Raw genomic sequence first — 19,836 nt, forward strand, 5'->3', positions numbered from 1 at the left:
CGGGACGGTGGTTCCGAAGCGGCGCTCCGGCTACTTAAGTATCGACACGACCAGCCGGCCGGCCAGCGCCACCAGAATGACTCCGAATACCCGCTCAAACCAGACTGAATGACGCTTCAGCCGGTCCAGCCAGGCGGGCGTCGAGAACAGCCAGGCCACCACCAGGTACCAGCCACCGTCGATTACCATGGCGGTGGCGGCGTAACCCAGCTTGGCCAGCACCGACGTATCGGCACCGACGACCTGACTGAACAGAGCAATAAAGAAGACCGCAACTTTCGGGTTCAGGAACACCACCAGAAAACCATCCCGGGCGGCACTGGCAGTGGTGGGTACATCCGGCAATTCGGCATCGGGGTTGGCCCGCGCGCGTAGCCCCTTAACCCCCAGCCAGGCCAGGTAGAGCGCACCGCTCCATTGCAAGGCCGTGAAGGCGACCGGTGAGGCCGTGATGAGGGCTGCCAGGCCAAAAATACTCAGCAGCGCGTAGAGGCCAATGCCCAGGCCATGCGTCAGCGCCACAACAATGCCGTTGGAGCGCCCGCCAGCCAGGGTTTGCTTGAGCACGACCGCCAGTGAAGGACCAGGCGACATGGCGCCCAACATGCAAATACTTACCACCGCCAGCCAGGTTGCCCAGGTCACTGTTCACCTCTGAAGAATCGTGTCTCGATCGTTATGTGTATTGAAATCCAAGTCAGACAGGCTTCGACCGGGATCGGGCAAGACTAACCAAAGCCAGAACCGTTGTCATCCGTATGCATGCCGCCTGTCGTTTTGCTGTCACCATTTTGTCGTCAGGCTGTCACACAGGCTCCGTAGCGTGGGTGGGTACAACAACACTCACCGACCAACGACAGGATGCCGAAATGACCCTAAAACCTCTTGCGCTCAGCCTGGCCGCCGGCCTGGCGCTCAGCGCCTGCAGCACGAACCCGACCCAGTCTGCTGACCGCGCCCTGCCCGCTGGGGACCCCAGCGTACAAATCGAGATGGTAGGCCGCTACACCAGCGGCATTTTCGATGAAAGCGCCGCCGAAATTGTCGCCTACCATCGGGCGTCGGGCTATGCCTATCTGACCAACGGCGCAACGGGTCGCGTGAATGCCGTACGCATCAGCAATCTGCTGTCGGAGCCGACGGTTAACCCCTACACCCTGAGCAACCTGGCCGATCGCAGTGATGCCGTTCCGGAACAGGTCTGGGTGGCCGACCCCTATATGGGTCAGCGCAAGATCATGATCGGCGGGGCCAACAGCCTGGCCGTGCACGGCAACTTGCTGGCGATCGCCGTCGAGGCCGAAAACAAGGTCGATAAGGGCGCGATTCTGTTTTACCGCCTTAACGACCAGGGCGACACCGACTTCGTAAAAGGCGTAATGGCCGGCGCCCTGCCCGACATGGTGACCTTTTCACCCGATGGCCGCTACGTACTGGTCGCCAATGAAGGCGAACCCAGCGGCGACTACCTGATCGACCCGGAAGGCAGTGTCTCCGTCATCCCGGTTACCCGGGGCATTCCGGATGACCTGGCAATTCAATTGAACTTCAATGGCTTTGATGACAACTACCACCCCGATATCATCACCGGCAACAACCCGGACCCGGCCTACACACGTCTGTCGCAGGACCTGGAACCGGAATACATCACCGTCACCCCCGACAGCCGCACTGCCTTCGTTTCGTTGCAGGAAAACAACGCCCTGGCACGAATCAGCCTGAACGACACCCCCAGCATCACCGGATTGTTCCCACTGGGCTTCAAGGATCACGGCATCACAGAAAACAGCCTCGACGCCAACAAGGACGATGAATTGGCCGCCTTGTCCACCTACGCCGGCCTGTTCGGTACCTACCACCCGGACACCATCGCCAGCTACAGCGTTAACGGCCGCAATTACCTGGTCACGGCCAACGAAGGGGATGCGCGCGAATACTTCTCCAACGCCGAGAGCGAAGCGCAATGCAAGGGCCCCTTGCCTCTGGGTCAGTATGACTGGGATGAAGACGACGGCTGCCTGGTATACACCGACGAAACCGAAATCGGCGACGTGCAGCTGGCTAGCTCGCTGTCCGGCTTCGACGACATCGCTGACCTGAAAATCAACAAAACGCTGGGCGACAGCAACGGTGACGGCGCCTATGAAGCCGTTTACGCCTACGGTGCCCGCTCCTTCGCGATTTTCGACGACATCGGCGCCCTGGTATACGATTCGGGCGATCTGATCGAGCGCATCACGGCTGATCGCTTCCCCGACTACTTCAACACCACCGACAACGAACTGGCCATCGATGACCGCAGCGACAACAAAGGTCCCGAACCCGAAGCCCTCACCCTGGGTCAACTCGGCAACCGCACCCTGGCCTTTGTCGGCCTGGAGCGCATGGGCGGCTTCATGACCTTCGACATCACCGACCCGGAAGCCGTTGCGTTTGTGGCCTACACCAACCACCGCAATTACGACGCTGCGGCCGCGGCAACCGAAGACGGTGACCTGACCGCCCAAGCGGGCGACCTGGCTCCGGAAGGCATGCAATTCATACCCGCCAGCCAGAGCCCGTCGGGTGTTGCCCTGTTGCTGGTTGCCAACGAAGTCAGCGGCACATTGAGCGTGTATCAGGTGCAGCAGCAGTAATTGAATGGTGCTGAGAGTAACCACTCTTTAAGCGGTAGATGCCGGTGGTGCCTCTGCAGGGTAGCCCGCAACAGGGACTAAAACGCCGGGAACGTTTTAGCATGGCGCAGCGAGCCCGTAGGGGGAATCCCATGGATGGGATTCATATCATGCGGTCTAGGCCCCATGGAAGGGTTTACGCCGACCCTGCAGAGGCACCACCGGTAGCTGCCGCGAACCACAGCCACTCAAATTAAGAGCAACCATGAACGTTAAACGGGCCAGCGCATGCAATATTGGGCGTGTGGCCCGTCTTCCGGAGCGTCCGCTTCGGGAACAATCTCGAACCCCATCGCGAAATAGAAGCGCTGCGCCTGATAGTTCTCCTGAAACACCTTGACCCGCAACTCGTCGTGTAGCTGCTTCACGTGCTCGACCAGCGCCCGTCCGATGCCCTTACGCTGATGTTCCACCTTGATGAACAAACCATTAATCCGTTTGCCCTCCAGCGCAATGTAGCCAGCGATGTCTCCCTGCCGCTCCCACAGAAACGCCTGCTCCAGCGGTAGCCGGTGCTCGCGCAGGTGCCGCATATCCCGGGCGATGTAGTCGGGGTCAATAAACGGGTGGGCGATCAGGCTGGCATCCTGGTAGAGCTCGGCCAGCTCGTGGAAATCGGTATTGGTGGCGTGTCGGATCATCGGTCACTCCTGCCCGCAGTGGGCTTGCTGATCGGGCTGAGGCAGCACAACAGCCAGTCTAGCAGCCTGCCTGAGTTTCATCATGCCATCACACACTTGCCCGAACACCCCTTAAGTTTCTTTATCAGTGACTTTCGGGGGTTGTGTCTATTGACAGGGATAGGCTCACAACTGAGAATACTTATCATGTTGAAAGCCTTTCGCAATGGAGATCAAGAATGACAACAACTATCAAACGCACAGTGAAGCACCTGACGCTGGCGGCCCTGCCACTGGCCGCCAGCCTGACCGTTACCGCCGCCCAGGCTGAGGAAGTGAACATTTACTCCTACCGCCAGGCGTTTCTGATTGAACCCCTGCTGAACGCCTTTACCCAGCAAACCGGCATTGAAACCAATGTTATCTACGCCAGCTCTGGCCTGAACGAGCGCATCGAACAGGAAGGTCGCAACAGCCCGGCCGATATTATCCTGACGCCGAACACCACCATTCTGGTCGATGCTTACGACAAAGGCCTGACCCAGGCAGTTGAAAGTGACATTCTGACCAGCAACATCCCGGCCCAATACCGCGCCGACGACAACCACTGGTTTGGCCTCACTACCCGTGGCCGCGTGATCTACGCCTCAAAAGACCGCGTCGAGCCAGGTGAGATTACCACCTATGAAGAACTCGCAGACCCTCAATGGGAAGGCCGTATCTGCACGCGCAGTGGCAAGCACAACTACAACCTGTCGTTGTTCGCTTCGATGATCGAACACCACGGTGAGGAATACACCAAAACCTGGCTGGAAGGCCTCAAGAACAACCTGGCACGCACCCCTCAGGGTAACGACCGTGGCCAGGTAAAGGCCATTATGGAAGGTGAATGTGACCTGTCGCTGGGCAACACCTACTACTTCGGCAAGATGATCACCAACACTGAAGAGCCGGAACAGGTTGAATGGGCCAATTCGGTCAACATTGTCTTCCCGAACCAGGAAGACCGGGGCACACACATGTTCATCTCCGGTGCTGCCGTTGCCAAGCACGCGCCAAACCGTGACGAAGCGGTTCAACTGCTGGAATTCATGAGCCAGGATCTGGCGCAGTACATGTATGCCCAGGAAAACTTCGAATTCCCGGTCAAGCCCGGAACCCCTTACTCAGCTCTGCTGAACCAGTACATGGGCGACTTTGTGGCCGATGACGTCAGCCTGACGGCCGTCGTTGACCACGTCGATGAAGCCTCTCGTCTGGTCGATGAAGTCGGTTACGACTTCTAAGCACCCCGGCCTTGCAGTAAACTTGCATACGGCAGCTTCGGCTGCCGTTTTTGTTTGTCCGCTACCCGACCACTCCTTTTATCTGTAACAGAGGCATTAATGGCCAACCAGCCAGCACTGGGCACCCGACCGGGCATTCCGTTTTTCAGGCATCTGCGTGCCTGGCCAGCCACGGTGTTCATCATCGCCGGGCTGGTGGTGTTGCCGGTCCTGTCCGTGTTTTACCTGGCCTTGTTCCCGACCGACAACATCTGGCGTCATCTCTACAACACCGTTCTGTTTCGCTACATTGAAACCACGCTGCTGTTGCTGGCGGGCGTCGGCCTACTGAGTTTTGCCATTGGGGTCACCACCGCCTGGCTGGTTACTCTGTGCCGCTTTCCGGGGCGTCGGGTGTTTGAATGGGCACTGCTGCTGCCCTTTGCTGTACCAGCCTACGTAATCGCCTTTATCTACACGGATATGCTTGAATTCGCTGGCCCGCTGCAGGGCACTCTGCGCGATCTCTTTGGCTGGCAGACCCGCCGGGACTATTGGTTTCCGGAGATTCGCAGCATGGGCGGGGCCATTGTGCTGATGTCGCTGGTGCTCTACCCCTATATCTACCTGATGGCCCGCGCGGCCTTTATGGAGCAGGGCAGCAACGTGCTGGCCGCCAGCCGAACCCTGGGCTGCACGCCCTGGCAGAGCTTTTACCGGGTGTCGTTGCCGCTGGCCCGGCCCGCCATCGCCGTCGGCCTGGCGCTGACGCTGATGGAAACCCTGAACGATTTCGGCACGGTCGACTATTTTGCGATTCGAACCCTGAGCCTTGGCGTTTACGATACCTGGCTGAACATGGGCAACCTCGGTGGTGCTGCCCAGATCGCCAGCATGATGCTGGTGTTTGTGGTGGTGCTGGTGACACTGGAGCGCATTGGACGAGCCCGGCAACGCCACTTCGGGCAAGGCAAACCCAACCAGGACTCGGCCATCTACACCCTCACCGGTCTGAGGGCCTGGCTGGCCTTTCTGGCCTGCGCCCTGCCACTGGTGCTCGGGTTTGCGGTACCGGCGTTTCAGCTGGCCAGCTACGCTCTGGGCAATTTTTCCAATTACTGGACCGATGATTTCGTCGTAATTTCATGGAACAGCCTGTTTTTGGCGACCGCCGCAGCGCTGGCGACTATCGTCATCGGCACTCTGCTGGCGTATGGCCGGCGGCTGCATCCTAACCGGAGTGTCCGCCTGTTTGTCAGTCTGTCGAAACTGGGTTACGCGATGCCGGGCACGGTGCTGGCGATAGGCGTTCTGATTCCGCTGGCGGCGTTCGACAACAGCATTGATGCGTTCTTGCGTTCCCGGTTCAATGTATCCAGCGGTTTATTGCTCAGCGGCACGGTGTTCGCACTGGTCTTCGCCTACAGCGTGCGCTTTCTGGCCGTCGCTGCCGGGGCGATTGAGTCGAGTCTCGACAAGGTCACCCCGTCGATGGACAAGGCCGCCCGTTCCCTCGGCATGAACAGTCTGGAGACCTTGCGCCGAGTCCATCTGCCGCTGATCCGCCCGGGTCTGCTCACCGGCGCTCTGGTCGTCTTCGTCGATACCATGAAGGAACTGCCAGCCACCCTGATGCTGCGGCCTTTCAATTTCGACACCCTGGCAACCTATGTGTACCAGTACGCCTCAGATGAACAAATCGAAGTCGCCGCCATGGGGGCGCTAATGATTGTACTGGTGGGTCTGTTGCCGGTCATCATGCTGAGTCGGTCGATCAAAGGCGGGCGCAAATCAGCGGCTGTTTTGCCGGTGGCTGAGCAGGGCTAGCGGGTTACTACGGATTCCCAGGTTGAAATTACTTTAGTGCCTCGAGTCCGTGCCAACTGCCGGGTAGCCCTCTCCGGGGTCGGCGTGAACCCTTCCATGGGGCCTAGACCGCATGATATGAATCCCATCCATGGGATTCACCCTCCGGGCTCGCTGCGCTCATGCTAAAACGCTCCAGGCGTTTTAGTCCCTGTTGCGGACTTCCCCGGACAGGGCTACCCGGCAGCTGTCACTTAATAAGGTGCTTCGTCCATAACCCTTTTCGTAAGCTACCGGGCCGCTGCGCCGAACATGGCGGCTGGCTGACTTTGGCTGGCCATCGGTGTAGTGGGGCTATGCCAGTCAGCGGGGTCGTAGTGGTTGCTGGTGGGAAAGGCCACGAGGTTGGCGGAAGTGAGTGCCAGCCCCAGGGTTGAGCCGGGCTGAAACACGGCCTGGGAGCCGAACTGGGCTTCGAGTTCGCGGCCGCTGTGCAATTTGAAACGGTAGAGCGTCTGGGTGCCCAGAAACTCGCCACTGAGTGTTTCTACCTGAACGGCGTCGAAGGCGTCGGTGACGTTGACTTCATGTGGCCGTACGAAAATATCCAGACTGGTGCCCGCACCCCAGGAATGGCCGGGTTGATGAACCCGGCCCAGTTCGGTTTCCAGCGTTTGGCTGTCCAGTACCCGGCCCTCAATCCAGTTGCCATCGCCGACAAAACTGGCCACCAGCGGTGTGGCTGGCTGGTGATAGACCTCGGCTGGTGTGCCCCATTGCAGCAAACGGCCCTGGTCCATAATGCCCAGGCGGTCGCTGACCACAAAGGCTTCATCGCGGTCGTGAGTGACCATGATGGCGGTAATACCGGCGGTTTTCAGGATGTGACGAACTTCGCGCGACAGGGTCCGGCGCAATTCGGTATCGAGGTTCGAGAAGGGTTCGTCCATTAACAGCAAGCGCGGCTTTGGTGCCAGGGCGCGGGCGAGCGCGACGCGCTGTTGCTGGCCGCCTGACAGTTCATGGGGGTAGCGGTCAGCCAGGGCATCCATTTTGACCAGATCCAGTGCTTCGCGGATGCGGGCTTCACGTTCAGGCCGGCCAAATGCCTTGAGCCCGAAGCCAATGTTTTCGCGCACGGTCAAATGCGGAAACAGGGCATAATCCTGAAACACCATGCCGATGCCCCGGGCTTCCGGAGCAGCGCCAGCGCCAGGCTGGGCGATGCAGTTGTCATCGAGTTCGATTTGGCCGGCGACCAGGGGGGTAAAGCCGGCAATGGCTTGCAGCAGAGTGGTTTTACCGCAGCCACTGGGGCCCAGCAAGCAGCAAATATCGCCTTCGTTCACTTCCAGCCCGATACCTTGCAACACCGGGACAAGCCCGTACTGGCAGGCCAGACTGTCGATTTTCAACAACGAATTCACCGCACCCCCACGTTCTGATCTATTCAGATTCTCACTAGCAAGTGTAAATGAATATCAGTATGTGGCAAGTGATGCTGAGTGTCTTACCAGGCTTTACCTTTTGCTGCTCTGTGCCTGAGGCAGGGTTTTTTGCTGGGCTCAAGAGCCGTTAGAGCCAGCCGTTCAGTTCAAACCCTAGGCCCAGGGACTGGTTGAAACGGTCGTAATCGATCAGGTTTTCACCATAGCCGTGAAAATACTGCAGGCGCCCCCTCACCCGGTCGTTTACTGGAAACGACCAGCTCAGCTCCGCCGCGCCACGGTTGGGGTCGGCCTGCAAATTGTTCCGCACCATCAGGGCGAACTGGTGTGTATCGCCGCCATAGACGATGTTCAGGTCAAAGTGCCCCATGTAATCGAGGATATCGGGGTTGTCATCACCCAGAGGGTCACCCGGGTAACGCTCTTCAGGCGCCGGTATGCGCAGCCATGGCCGAAACGCAAACGCCCAGCGATCGCGTTCCCAGAGGGTCTGAAAGATCACCCGGTTCCAGCTGCGGGAATCCTCTCCAGCCAGGCCATTGGACTGATGATTCAGTGAAATGGCGTTACCGATGTTGCGCAGACCGCCCAGCTCAAGCCGGCTGCCCATTGCAAGAATCAGTTCGGGTTCATGATTGGTTTCGCGAAACGGAGACGACAGGTCGAAATTGTAGGCCTGCCAGAATGAACGGGTGGTGTAGGCGAACGACAGCGACCCATAATCCCGGTACAGGCTCTCCAGAATCACCACCTTGAGACTTAGCTGAAACTCAATCTCAATCGGTTGCAGGTCGTCTTCACTCTGAGTGTTGGGATTCGGATCAGTGGAATAGGCGATGGGCAATAAGTAATTGGGCCGGTGCGGCAACAGACTAAAGGGGTTATTCAGCGAAAACTGTTCAAGCGCGATGCGCCGTCGCAGCGGTGTTTCATCGGCGCTGACGCCGCTGCCCGTGCGACTTTCAAGACTGCAATAATTGCGCAGCTCAGAGGCACTGATGACGTTGGATGCACTCTCGATTAACTGCAGCATGCACTGTTCGTAGGGTGTCAGGACAATCGACTGTGGCTCTGCTTCTGACTCGTTGTCTGTTTCTGACGCCGTTCCAATACCCGAATCATCGACCCCTACCATTTCGCCAAACGCACTGGGAATACTGGTCGCGAGCATTAATAGCAGTACCACTCCCCCCCTGACACCTGAGGCCAGATGAGAAAAAAACGGAACCATACTTGACTACCCAATCAGACAACCGGCTTTCAGCCTACCAGAAAATACGGGAAGATTACTCCTATTAACGCCAGTCGCTGACACCGTAGTGGCCCAGAATCTGCGCCAGCTCACCACTGGCCCGCAGCTGTGCTGTGCCATCAGTCAACAGGCTGGCGTAGCCTGATGAGGCCGTAAAGGCGGGGCTGAAGGCGATGTAAACACGCGCGGCATTAGCCTCTGCCGGCACATAGCCCGCCCGTTTGAATTTATCGGACTGTCCGGACCGGTGCAGTTGGTAACGCATCACGTGTTCATCTTCAAGTAACACCTGAATACGGCCCCGCTCCAGCATCATGAGCCCATTCTTTAACGGAGACACGCCATGCAGCTCAGTGATGTAGGGGCGATGCTGCTGATCCTGCAGCATGTTCTCGATAATGTCGCCATAACTGTAACCGGCGATCACCGCCAGGTGCTGCCCTTCAAGCGAGCGGGCACCCTGGTATTGCCAGGGGGATTCGGCGAGGGTCCAGAAAGCGTTCGCCATTTGCCCCTGCGCCAGATCGGGAAAGATAAAGTCAGGGGCTTCCAGCCGGGTTGCGCCGATAACGCCATGAAATTCACCATCACGCGTTTCCTGCAAAGCCCGGACCCAAGGTCTCTGATGGTATTCAACCTGATAGCCGGCAGCCTGGAAAACCCGCCTGGCTATCTCGACCATAAAACCCACTCGCTCGGTTTCCGGCTCGCAGTTATAGGGGCACCAGGGGTCTGCGACCAGCCGAATGGTGTCGCTATTGGCCAGAGGCACCTGGCAGAGCGCCATCGCCACCCCAAACAGGGCATACAGCGACACCTTTTTCATCATCCGTAACCTCGGTGTGTTGCCGTAGATCTTTACATTCAGTATACCCCTGCCAGCCAGATAAGAAACCGTCAGGTTTTACCGCTGAGTGCTCCGATACCCTGGCTCAACCCCTCTACCGTCAGCGGGTACATACGATCGTCTATCAGTTGGCGCACCATCTCGATGCTTTGGGTATACGGCCAGTACTCACGGCCGATCGGGTTAAGCCAGATGCTGCGTTTGAAATGTCGCCTCAGCCGTTCAAACGACACGGCCCCGGGCTCTTCGTTCATAAAGTCGATGCTGCCGTAGGCTGCGGCAATTTCGTAAGGCGCCATGGCAGCATCACCGACGACAATAACTTTGTAGTCCGGTTCGTACTTGTGCAACACCTCGCTCAGCGGCGTGACCGACTGCCGCCCGAGGCGATTGTCGTGCCAGACGTGATCGTAGATAAAGTTGTGAAAGTAGAAGTGCTCCAGGTGTTTGAACTCACTGCGACAGGCTGAAAACAGCGTTTCACAGACCCGGACGTGATCGTCCATCGAGCCGCCCACATCCAGAAACAACAGCACCTTAACCGCATTATGCCGTTCGGGCCGGGTGCGAATGTCGAGCATACCCGCGTTACGGGCGGTGTAACGAATGGTGTCGTCGAGGGCCAGCTCCTCGCGCGCGCCGGTGCGGGCAAATTGACGCAGTTTACGCAGCGCCATCTGGATGTTGCGGGTGCCAATGTCAACTTGATCGTCCAGGTTGCGATACTGGCGCTGTTGCCACACCTTGGCCGCACGGCGGTGTTTGCCAGGGCCGCCAATGCGAACGCCCTGAGGGTTGTACCCACCATGCCCAAACGGGCTGGTACCGCCGGTGCCGATCCAGCGGTTGCCACCTTCGTGCCGGCCTTCCTGCTCTTTGAGCCGCTCTTCCAGCGTGGCCAGCAATTCATCTAGGCTGCCCATGGCCTCCAGTGCGGCTTTTTCCTCGTCACTCAGATCGCGCATCAGCTGCTGGCGCAGCCAGTCTTCGGGGACGTCCACTTCCAGCGGGTTCGGCAGCGCCTCAAGGCCGTCGTAGAAGTCGGCGAACGCCCGGTCGAAACGATCGAACTGGGTTTCATCCTTGACCAGACACAAGCGCGCCAATTCATAGAAGGCCTCCGCATCGGCCGACCCCAGCCCTGCATCGAGAGCCTCCAACAGTGTCAGCAGTTCCTTGGGCGTCGCACTGACCCCGTGCTGGCGGACCGTGTTAAAAAAGCGAATCAGCATGACAGCTCAGCGCTCGCGCCGGCTCATAAAGGCCAGCCGCTCGAGCAAGTGCACGTCCTGTTCGTTTTTCAGCAAGGCACCGTAGAGCGGTGGCAATGCCTGACGAATATCACCGTCTTTCAGTGCATCGGCGGCCAGCCGGTCGCTGACCAGCAGCTTTAACCAGTCAATCAGCTCAGACGTTGACGGTCGCTTCTTGAGACCAGGCACTTCCCGAACCTGAAAGAAAACCTGCAACGCATCGCGCACCAGCCGGGATTCAAGATCCGGGAAGTGCACATCAACAATGGCCTGCAAGGTCTCCGCATCCGGGAACTGAATATAATGAAAAAAGCACCGGCGCAGGAACGCATCGGGCAGTTCTTTTTCATTGTTGGAGGTTATGATCACCACCGGCCGCTGCACTGCCTCAACGGTTTCGCCCGTTTCGTAGACGTGAAACGCCATGCGATCAAGCTCAACCAGCAAGTCATTGGGAAACTCGATGTCGGCCTTATCGATCTCGTCGATCAGCAACACCACGCGCTGGTCAGCGGTAAAAGCCTCCCAAAGTTTGCCGGGGCGAATGTAATGGCGGATATCATGCACCCGGTCATCGCCGAGCTGACTGTCGCGCAAGCGCGACACCGCATCGTATTCATACAACCCTTGCTGCGCCCTTGTGGTCGATTTTATATGCCACTGAACCAGAGGCATCCCGAGCGCGGCGGCAATCTCTTCAGCCAGCAAAGTCTTACCAGTGCCCGGCTCCCCTTTAACCAGTAAAGGCCGCTGCAAGGTGATGGCGGCATTTACCGCTCGCTGTAATTCACCCGTGGCAATATAACGATCGGAACCGGAAAACGTCGACATTCGATAACCTGTACAAAGCGGATTTGTCCAGAGTGTAGGCCTTGCCGCAGCTGGAATAAACAACTGCAGCGCCAGCGTATCGTGTCGGTTACCAATCGGACTGGTTAGTCATGGATTATTAACCGGTCAGCGATGCTGGGTTGTGTATTCAGAGTCAACCTTGCAGCCGTTAATCAAACCCGGACCCGTAACTTAAGCAGAGCGGTGGTTTGCAATCAGGAGCTGAATCCGCCATTAACGGCCAAACAAGCTTGAATGAAAGCCGCAGTGTGACTCACTACCAGTGTTAGCGTGAAGTCTGTTGCAGAACTGAGTTTCCAGTTCCCGTGATGTTGTTTTGTACATTGAACCTCCATAGACTCAATTTCAATTCTCAAAATAAACTGAGTGATCACCCGAGCCGGGCTGCTTAACGCTGGCGTTTTTCGAGTGCAACGATAATCCAAACCCGCACAACGGTTCTGGTTTGGCTGCAGTTACTGATTGAATAATTGTGTATTGAATAACCACACTCTCAATGCACCAAATTGGGTCAATTTGATCAAAAGAAATCCGGGCTCAGCCGTAGACGAGACCCGGCTCAAGCTTACTTTCAGCTGATTCCTGAATAATCCGGGAAGGAAACACGATAAAAGGAAGTAATTATTATGTTAAGGCCTTCGTACTTAACCAAAATCCTGTTGTCTTTGGGATTTATAATTGGCTTGCAAGCCTGCGGACTCGAAAGTCCCGAATTCAATTCCGATACCAACGCGCCTGCAAACCAGGACAGCGTCAACCCACCAACAGACACCGACACTGAGACCGATGCCGACCTCGAGGGCGGAGATCATCCAGGCCTGGCGCTCTATGCCGAGCAATGCGCAAGTTGCCATGGCGAGACAGGTAAGGGTGGGGCTGGCGGAGCACCGCTGAACACCAGCACACCGCTCGCAACGCTGGTACAGTCCATTGAAACCACCATGCCGCTGGGCAATGCTTCGAAGTGTGACAGAGCCTGCAGCGAAAAGGTTGCCGACTATATAAAGGCCGGGTTTCCCGTAAGCGGCAGCTGGACAAGCGATGACGACGATTCATCTGACGATGACTCATCGAATGACGACCCCTCTGATGACGATTCTTCCAACGACGATCCGTCTGACGATGATTCATCGAATGACGACCCCTCCGATGACGATTCTTCCAACGACGATCCCTCTGACGCTGATTCATCGAATGACGACCCGTCCGATGACGATTCTTCCAACGCCGATCCCTCTGACGATGATTCATCGAATGACGACCCGTCCGACGACGATTCCTCCAACGACGATCCGTCTGACGATGATTCATCGAATGACGACCCGTCCAACACAGAACCTAGAATCACCTGCGGTCCGACCAGTGATGCCAATAACACAATGGCGGGTGCCGGTTTCAGCTCGGGGCATACTCTGCAATCAAACCTCGCCTTTATAACGAACGCGAGTGTGGCCAGTGGCAGCGCAGAAGAAATTGCTCAGGGCAAAACCGAATACGAAGACCCCAATAAATATTGCGCCGGTTGTCACGGTCTGGATGGACGCGGCAGTGGCAGTGATAGCGCCATCATCGACCCGACAAAATCGCTCTACGAAGGGCTGTCACTGACCGACTACATTGCCGAGAAAATGCCGGGTTTCAACCCCGGCCTGTGCGAAGGGCAATGTGCCGCCAACATTGCTTCGTACATTCGCAGCTGGGCCGATGAAGACCCGGTAGACGATGATGACACCGACGCGGGTAGCTGCTCTGCTGTTCAGTACGGTCCGCGCTCCCTGCGCGTGCTGACCGACCGTGAATTCAGCAATTCCATTGAGCATTTGACCGGCATCAACATTCGCCGCCATCTGGGCGACAGCGTCGCCGATGCCCTGCCAGCCGACTTGCTGATTGACGGTTATTCCAACAATGTCATCGCCAATATCGACAACGGCACCTTAAAATCCTATGAGTTTGTCGTTAACAAAGTGGTCGATGAGCTTAAAGAGCGCGATTTCGAATCGATCATCGATTGCGATGCGCACGGCAATGCTGACGCCTGTGTCTCAGCCTTTTTGAATGACTATGTTCCGCGCGTGTTCCGCCGCCCCATCACAGACCAGGAGCGCGGGCTGTACCGACAAATGTTTGCCGTCGAGCTAACCGGTGGTTCCCTTGACGACGGTTTCGACCTGGCGTTGAAAACCCTGTTTACCTCGCCGCAATTCCTGTACCGCGACGAGACTGGCATTTCCGTTGCTGAGTTGAACAACGGCAATCCAAGCGGCGGCTCCTGTGGTGTCCCTTCCGGAACCATTCACACCCTGGTCAGTGAAGCAGAGCCGAAAACCCTGGCGCTTCATGGGAACTTTGGTGACAACGTTCAGATGACCGGCAAAGACTTGCTGGAGATCACGGTCAAAGGTGTACAGAACCCAACCACCGGTCTGTGGCCCGTCATGCGCATCCAGTTGGCCAATGCCAATGTCGTGGTACTGACGATTGATCACGATTATGAAAAGACTTACCAGTTCGTCGCGGAAAACTACACCGGCCAGAACTATCTGCAGATGTTCAACATGCAGACGGACGCACCGGATTCCTACATTGCCGGTCAGGAGCTCATCGTCAGTGCGGTTACTGTTTCCGAGGCAAGCCCGGCCGATCAGTCGTTGCCACAAACCGATGAGCCACTGGACGATGACGCCTATGTGCTGACCGACCACCAGCTTGCCTCTTATCTGGCGTTCACCTTTACCGGCACCACCCCGGACGACACCTTGCTGGCCGCAGCAGATCGTGGCGAACTGAGTACCGACGAACAGATCGAAGCCCAGGTTGAACGGCTGCTGAATACCCAGAACGCCCGAAACCACTTTGGCGACTTCGCTGCCCAGTGGCTGCGCACCGATAAAGTGATGGACCTGAACAAGGATACCGACCTTTACCCGGGCTGGACTCCAGCCGTTCAGGCTGCCATGGCGCAAGAGGTGCGGGAAGTCTTCAACCATGTGGTGCTCGATGAAGCCGAAGCGTTTACCACCCTGTTCAATGGCAACTACACCTTCGCCAACCAGGCTCTGGCTGAGTTCTATGGCATCAGCGCGGTAGCGGGTGACGAGCTGCAGAAAGTAACCGGCGTATCCAGCCGGGCGGGCCTGGTAACCTCGGGTGCGTTTATGGCGGTGCATGCGCACGAAAACGAAACCGCCCCGATTCTGCGCGCCACCTATTTGCGCCGGCGCATGTTGTGCCAGTACGTTCCGGCGCCGCCCACTGGGGTTTCGCTGAACCCGGATGGCTCTGAAGTCAATGTGGATGAAGAGCGCCAGGCATCGATAGAAGCGTGGGAAGCCTACCTTGAAGCCAACAACGGCCTGGCTACAGCTCGTAAAAAATACGAGCACCAGACATCGGCTTCGCTGTGCCAGTCCTGTCATAAGGAGATGATCAACCCGCTCGGCTTCGGCATGGAAGATTACGACGCCGTTGGACTGCCGCAAATCATGGAACACAACGGACTCGACGTAGACGCCTCCGGTCAGTTGATTGGTGTGGGTAGCGTCAACGATGGTCAAATCATCAGCTTTGACGGCGCCCGCGACCTGGCGAACCAGATAGCTCCGCTGGATGTGACCCGTGCCTGCTTCGTCGATAACCTCTTCCGACAAGCCATGGGAACCGGGTCTACCTACTTTGATCGCGACTTGGACATCGGGCTCTCGGCTCGCGAAAAACAGGATTACACCTGCCAGGTCAATGCGCTCGAGGACGTCATGAGTGCCAACCAGAACAGTACGACCGAACTGCTTAAGGCGCTGGCTACGATGAGCACTGTCCGCTATCGCAAAGACGTGGAGCGTTAGAGGTGACTATGACTGAATCACTCGGACATCACATCAAACCGGGCGTTACCTTCGGGCCGGCTGGATCCATCTCTCGACGGGAGCTGTTATGAAACCTGCACAACAATTCGCGATGTTAAAGCGACGGGAGTTTCTGAAAACCGTCGGCAAGGCTGGCCTGTCCATCCCCCTGTTACGCGCAACCGGACTGGGCACAGGCATGATGCTGTCGCGTCAGGCCATGGCTGAGGGCATGGCCCCTCGCCGGGTAATGTTTGTTTATATTCCGGACGGCACACCCGGTAACGGCTCACAAACCTATACACCGGATGCGGCGCTGACGCTTAAGGAATGCTCGGCTCCGCTGGAATCGGTCAAAGACGAGTGCGTGTTTCTGAACAATATGTTTGTTCATGGCGGCGGCGGCCATGGCGTAACGCAACGGGTACTGGGTGCCTTCGCCGATGGCGTCAGTGGCACCATCGATCTCGCCCTGGGCGATTCGGTCGGTGCGTTATCACCCGTTTCATCGTTGCGCCTCGGTGTCTTTACCGGCGGTAAAGACCCGGTTTCGTCGCGCGGCTGGTCTGCCGCCACCGACCTGGTCGACAACCCCGCTTCCGCCTTTGAAAAACTGTTCAGCGGGTCGATTGATACCAGCGATATCGGTACTCAGCGGGCGCTGGTGCGCCAGGCGGCAAACGATCAGGCACTGCGAGACCTGATCGGCAAGCTCGACTACTACGAACGTCAAAAGCTGGAGCAGCACCGGGACGCCATCGCCAAACTGAAATCCGATGTGGAGTCGGCCTCCAATTCCGACGCACCGTTGGGGTGCAGCAACCCCATCTTCAACCCCAGTGGTGCCTCTACGGAATTGAACGACAAGAACTTCACCAATGTGTTCAACCTGCAAGTGGACAACGCCATCCTCGCGATGAAGTGCGACCTGACTCGCGTGGTTACGCTGCAACTGGGCACCCACCAGGCCGACTTTAGCGTGAGCGACCTGAGCGGTGAATACCACGGCGCCATTCACGGCAATGTCGATCACTACAAACGCTTCAGGGCATACTTTTCAGAACGCATGGCGCACCTGATTCAACGCCTTAAAGACGAAGATGACCCGGCCGGCGGGCGCATGATCGATTCAACGCTGGTGGTGCAGGTGACCGATATGGGCGATGGCGGCAGCCACACTGACGAGCACGCACCCTTTATGCTGGCTGGCGGTGGCAGCGCGATCAACCGGGGCACCCTGGTTGATGCGGGCGGTAAAACCCACCACCACCTGCTGGATGTGGTGGCCGACTACATGGGCGTGTACGGCACCATCGGTGCTTACAGCAACGACCCGGTATCCGGCATCTTGACCTGACAGGAAGCAATGATGAAACACACCTTCTGGCTATTGTGCATCGTCTGTGTATTACAGGGTTGTGCCACGGTAGAACCCTGGGAACGGGGTACCATGGCACGCGAGGAAATGGCCTTTGTGCCAGACAAACTGGATCAGAATTTTCGGGATCATATCCATTACAGCAAGGAGGGTGCACGTATGGTCGGCGCTGGCTCCGGTGGTGGTTGTGGGTGTAACTGAAGTGAGTCGAGAGCAGTAATAAACAATGAATCAAAATACGACGGCACTGGGCTCATTGTGCGCCGCGGCAGCCTTGCTGAACAGTCTTGCCGGCCAGGCCAATGCCAACCCGCTGACCCAGGAATACTCGCTGGACTATCTGACCAACGTCTACCAGGAAGGCGATATTCCACAAGACAAACTGGCCACCGGCAGTGAATCCCGTTACACAATCAACACCCATCTGTTGATGGGTGTGGTACCACTGACCGAAGACTCACAACTCACCATCACCGGCCTGCACGAAAGCATGACCGGCGCCTCGCCCTGGTACGTTGTGCCGGGTGATGAAGGCGAGCCCGCCCAGGTGATGAGCAACGCGACCATCGATGAAGCACGCAATCAGATCGATCTGGATCTGTATACCTACCACGATCGGTCAGAGTCGACCCTGTCACTCAGTTACTCCAAAGAAAACGATTATGACTCGGTCGGGTTTGGCTATTCGGGCGCCTGGCGATTCAACAATGACCTGACCTCAATCAACTTTGGTCTGAACGCGGGTCAGGACAACATTCACCCAACACAGGACGACCGTTTCCCTGGCCGTGTCCGCTCCGAGGCGCAGAACCGATTGGGCGGATTCGTGGGTGTCTCCCACATCATGACCAAGAACAGACTGGTGGGCCTCAGCCTGGGGACCTCCAATCAGGTTGGCTACCTTTCAGACCCTTACAAGCAGGTCTGGATTGACGGCAGCGTTGCACCGGATGCCCGACCGGACCGGAAAAGCCTGACCAGCCTCTCACTGATGTGGCGCGAATACCTGCCGGCCTACAACGCGGCACTGCACACCGACCTTGCGGCGTATCAGGATAACTGGACAACCACGGCGGCCAGTCTGAACCTGGCCTGGCACCAGAACCTGCCCTACAACTGGCAACTGGTCCCCTCGATGCGCGTTTACCATCAAACCGAGGCGGCGTTTTACTCGCCTTACTACGAAACGACGCGCAGCGACGGTTACTATTCGAGTGATTACCGGTTATCGGAGTTCACGGCCTTCTCAGGCAAACTAAAGGCGGTATGGAACTGGTCTAGTTTTCAGGTAAAAGGCAGTTACGAATATTATGGAACCCAGGGTGAGCACCCGGGTCTGGTCAGCTATTCATTGTATTCGTTTGGAATGGGTGCCACCTTTTAACCGAAACAGGCTACCGGGAACCGATTCACCTTGAACGGCACACACCTTCATTCCGTTAAGTTCAGGGCCATGGGCAGCCCCTGTGAGCTGATCATCCATACCTCGCAGGATGCGGGGCCGGAATTGCTGCAACTTGCCCGCGACCGGCTGACGCAACTCGAGCAGAAATACTCCCGCTACCGGCCCGATAGCATAACAACACGCATCAACGCTGCGGCCGGTACCGGTGAGACGGTGCCGATCGATCAGGAAACGCTGGGCCTGCTCCATTACGCCGATTCCCTACACACCCAGAGCAAAGGCCTGTTCGACATCACGTCTGGCGTACTTCGCCGGGCGTGGGACTTTCGCTCGGCGCGCCTGCCAGAGCCAAAATCCATTGAGGCATTGCTGCCCAGCATTGGCTGGCGCCGGGTAACGTGGAGCCAGGCCGGGATCTCCCTGCCCACGCCGGGCATGGAGCTCGACTTCGGTGGGTTTGTTAAAGAATATGCGGCCGATCAGGTCGCGCAACGTTTGCGCGACAGCGGTGTCGAACATGGCCTGGTCAATCTCGGCGGCGACATTGTCGTCATCGGCCCTCAACCGGACGGGCAACCCTGGCGCGTAGGCATCCGCCACCCCAGACAAGCAGACACCGCGCTGCTAAAACTCCCCATGACTCACGGCGCCATCGCCACCAGCGGCGACTATGAACGCTTTATGCTCATTGACGGCGTTCGCTACTGCCATCTGCTAAACCCCTTCACCGGCTTCCCGGTTCACTCCCCCTTCGCCTCCGCCACGGTCATCGCCGACCAATGCCTGATAGCAGGGTCATTCTCCAGCCTGACCATGCTCACCGCCGAAACCGACCCCGACTGGATAACCCGCGTCGGTTTGCCCTATCTGCTGATCGATCAATCCATGCAAGTGCTGTCGAATATGGAAAGCCGGTAGCCTATTGGATGCACCCAAGGGCAAACACTGTTGTATTAGGCTGGATGGCAGTGGAGTCGTCTGGGGTAACTTCGGCCTCCGTTAAGTCAGATTGGGAGGCAGTCGGCCGCGCAGGCACCGGGTACGCCTCCAGCGGGTCGCTGCAAGTACATCCGTGTAAGCTCGACGGCCCCCATCCATGGGGACCGACGCCCCGCTGGAGGCGCACCCGGCACCCACGCTGGTCTGATCAGGCTTCATCGACTACCTAAGTTCGAAACTCACTCAACTAC

Annotated in this window: 15 protein-coding genes; 8 read left to right on the plus strand and 7 right to left on the minus strand. The window is 57.6% G+C overall.

All coding sequences use genetic code 11. The features are described 5' to 3' along the window. Positions 1-30: 30 nt before the first annotated feature. The gene (locus EP166_RS19525) at positions 31-645 is read right to left on the minus strand and encodes a LysE family translocator (RefSeq protein ID WP_127560256.1); all 615 of its coding nucleotides are present in this window, start codon (positions 643-645) and stop codon (positions 31-33) included. 224 nt (positions 646-869) lie between these two features. On the opposite strand from EP166_RS19525, the gene EP166_RS19530 reads away from it, so the two are divergent. Then, a complete protein-coding gene (locus EP166_RS19530) occupies positions 870-2,636 on the plus strand; it encodes a choice-of-anchor I family protein (protein WP_127560258.1) in 1,767 nt (588 codons plus the stop codon). Positions 2,637-2,887: 251 nt separating this feature from the next. Here the strand turns inward: EP166_RS19530 and EP166_RS19535 are convergent, their stop codons facing one another. After that, complete coding sequence (locus EP166_RS19535) at positions 2,888-3,316, minus strand: GNAT family N-acetyltransferase (RefSeq protein WP_127560260.1); 429 nt, start codon at positions 3,314-3,316, stop codon at positions 2,888-2,890. A 218-nt stretch (positions 3,317-3,534) separates the two neighbouring features. Here EP166_RS19535 and EP166_RS19540 point away from each other — a divergent pair, with 218 nt between their 5' ends. Further along, positions 3,535-4,581: a Fe(3+) ABC transporter substrate-binding protein gene (locus EP166_RS19540; protein WP_127560262.1), complete on the plus strand. Its 1,047-nt coding sequence runs from the start codon at positions 3,535-3,537 to the stop codon at positions 4,579-4,581. A 99-nt stretch (positions 4,582-4,680) separates the two neighbouring features. Next, positions 4,681-6,387, plus strand: coding sequence for an ABC transporter permease (locus EP166_RS19545; protein ID WP_127560264.1), 1,707 nt, complete (start codon positions 4,681-4,683; stop codon positions 6,385-6,387). 269 nt (positions 6,388-6,656) lie between these two features. On the opposite strand, the gene EP166_RS19550 is transcribed toward EP166_RS19545, so the two are convergent. The 5 genes from EP166_RS19550 to EP166_RS19570 form a co-directional block, all read right to left on the minus strand. Continuing rightward, positions 6,657-7,793, minus strand: a complete 1,137-nt coding sequence (locus EP166_RS19550) for an ABC transporter ATP-binding protein (protein ID WP_220432648.1) — start codon at positions 7,791-7,793, stop codon at positions 6,657-6,659. Positions 7,794-7,941: 148 nt separating this feature from the next. Beyond that, positions 7,942-8,985 (minus strand): phospholipase A, encoded by a 1,044-nt coding sequence (locus EP166_RS19555; protein ID WP_164744023.1) that lies wholly within the window; start codon positions 8,983-8,985, stop codon positions 7,942-7,944. A gap of 124 nt (positions 8,986-9,109) precedes the next feature. Continuing rightward, entirely contained in the window at positions 9,110-9,895 is a 786-nt protein-coding gene (locus EP166_RS19560) for a substrate-binding periplasmic protein (RefSeq protein ID WP_127560270.1), read from the minus strand. Positions 9,896-9,963: 68 nt separating this feature from the next. Next, on the minus strand, positions 9,964-11,145 hold the full coding sequence (locus EP166_RS19565; protein WP_127560272.1) for a vWA domain-containing protein: 1,182 nt from the start codon (positions 11,143-11,145) through the stop codon (positions 9,964-9,966). A gap of 6 nt (positions 11,146-11,151) precedes the next feature. Then, on the minus strand, positions 11,152-11,997 hold the full coding sequence (locus tag EP166_RS19570) for an AAA family ATPase (RefSeq protein WP_127560274.1): 846 nt from the start codon (positions 11,995-11,997) through the stop codon (positions 11,152-11,154). Positions 11,998-12,701: 704 nt separating this feature from the next. Between EP166_RS19570 and EP166_RS19575 the strand changes: the two genes are divergently transcribed. The 5 genes from EP166_RS19575 to EP166_RS19595 all read left to right on the plus strand — a co-directional run bounded on the left by EP166_RS19575 (position 12,702) and on the right by EP166_RS19595 (position 19,564). Further along, positions 12,702-15,863, plus strand: coding sequence for a DUF1592 domain-containing protein (locus EP166_RS19575; protein WP_220432649.1), 3,162 nt, complete (start codon positions 12,702-12,704; stop codon positions 15,861-15,863). An 88-nt stretch (positions 15,864-15,951) separates the two neighbouring features. Continuing rightward, the gene (locus tag EP166_RS19580; protein ID WP_127560278.1) at positions 15,952-17,220 is read left to right on the plus strand and encodes a DUF1552 domain-containing protein; all 1,269 of its coding nucleotides are present in this window, start codon (positions 15,952-15,954) and stop codon (positions 17,218-17,220) included. A gap of 9 nt (positions 17,221-17,229) precedes the next feature. After that, positions 17,230-17,442 carry a DUF4266 domain-containing protein gene (locus tag EP166_RS19585; RefSeq protein ID WP_127560280.1) on the plus strand — a complete coding sequence of 71 codons (213 nt, stop codon included), beginning with the start codon at positions 17,230-17,232 and terminating at the stop codon, positions 17,440-17,442. 25 nt (positions 17,443-17,467) lie between these two features. Further along, the gene (locus EP166_RS19590) at positions 17,468-18,625 is read left to right on the plus strand and encodes a DUF3570 domain-containing protein (RefSeq protein WP_127560282.1); all 1,158 of its coding nucleotides are present in this window, start codon (positions 17,468-17,470) and stop codon (positions 18,623-18,625) included. Positions 18,626-18,655: 30 nt separating this feature from the next. After that, a complete protein-coding gene (locus tag EP166_RS19595; RefSeq protein WP_220432650.1) occupies positions 18,656-19,564 on the plus strand; it encodes an FAD:protein FMN transferase in 909 nt (302 codons plus the stop codon). Positions 19,565-19,836: the final 272 nt, after the last annotated feature.

Source organism: Saccharospirillum alexandrii (assembly GCF_004000275.1).
Taxonomy (GTDB): Bacteria; Pseudomonadota; Gammaproteobacteria; order Pseudomonadales; family Natronospirillaceae; genus Saccharospirillum; species Saccharospirillum alexandrii.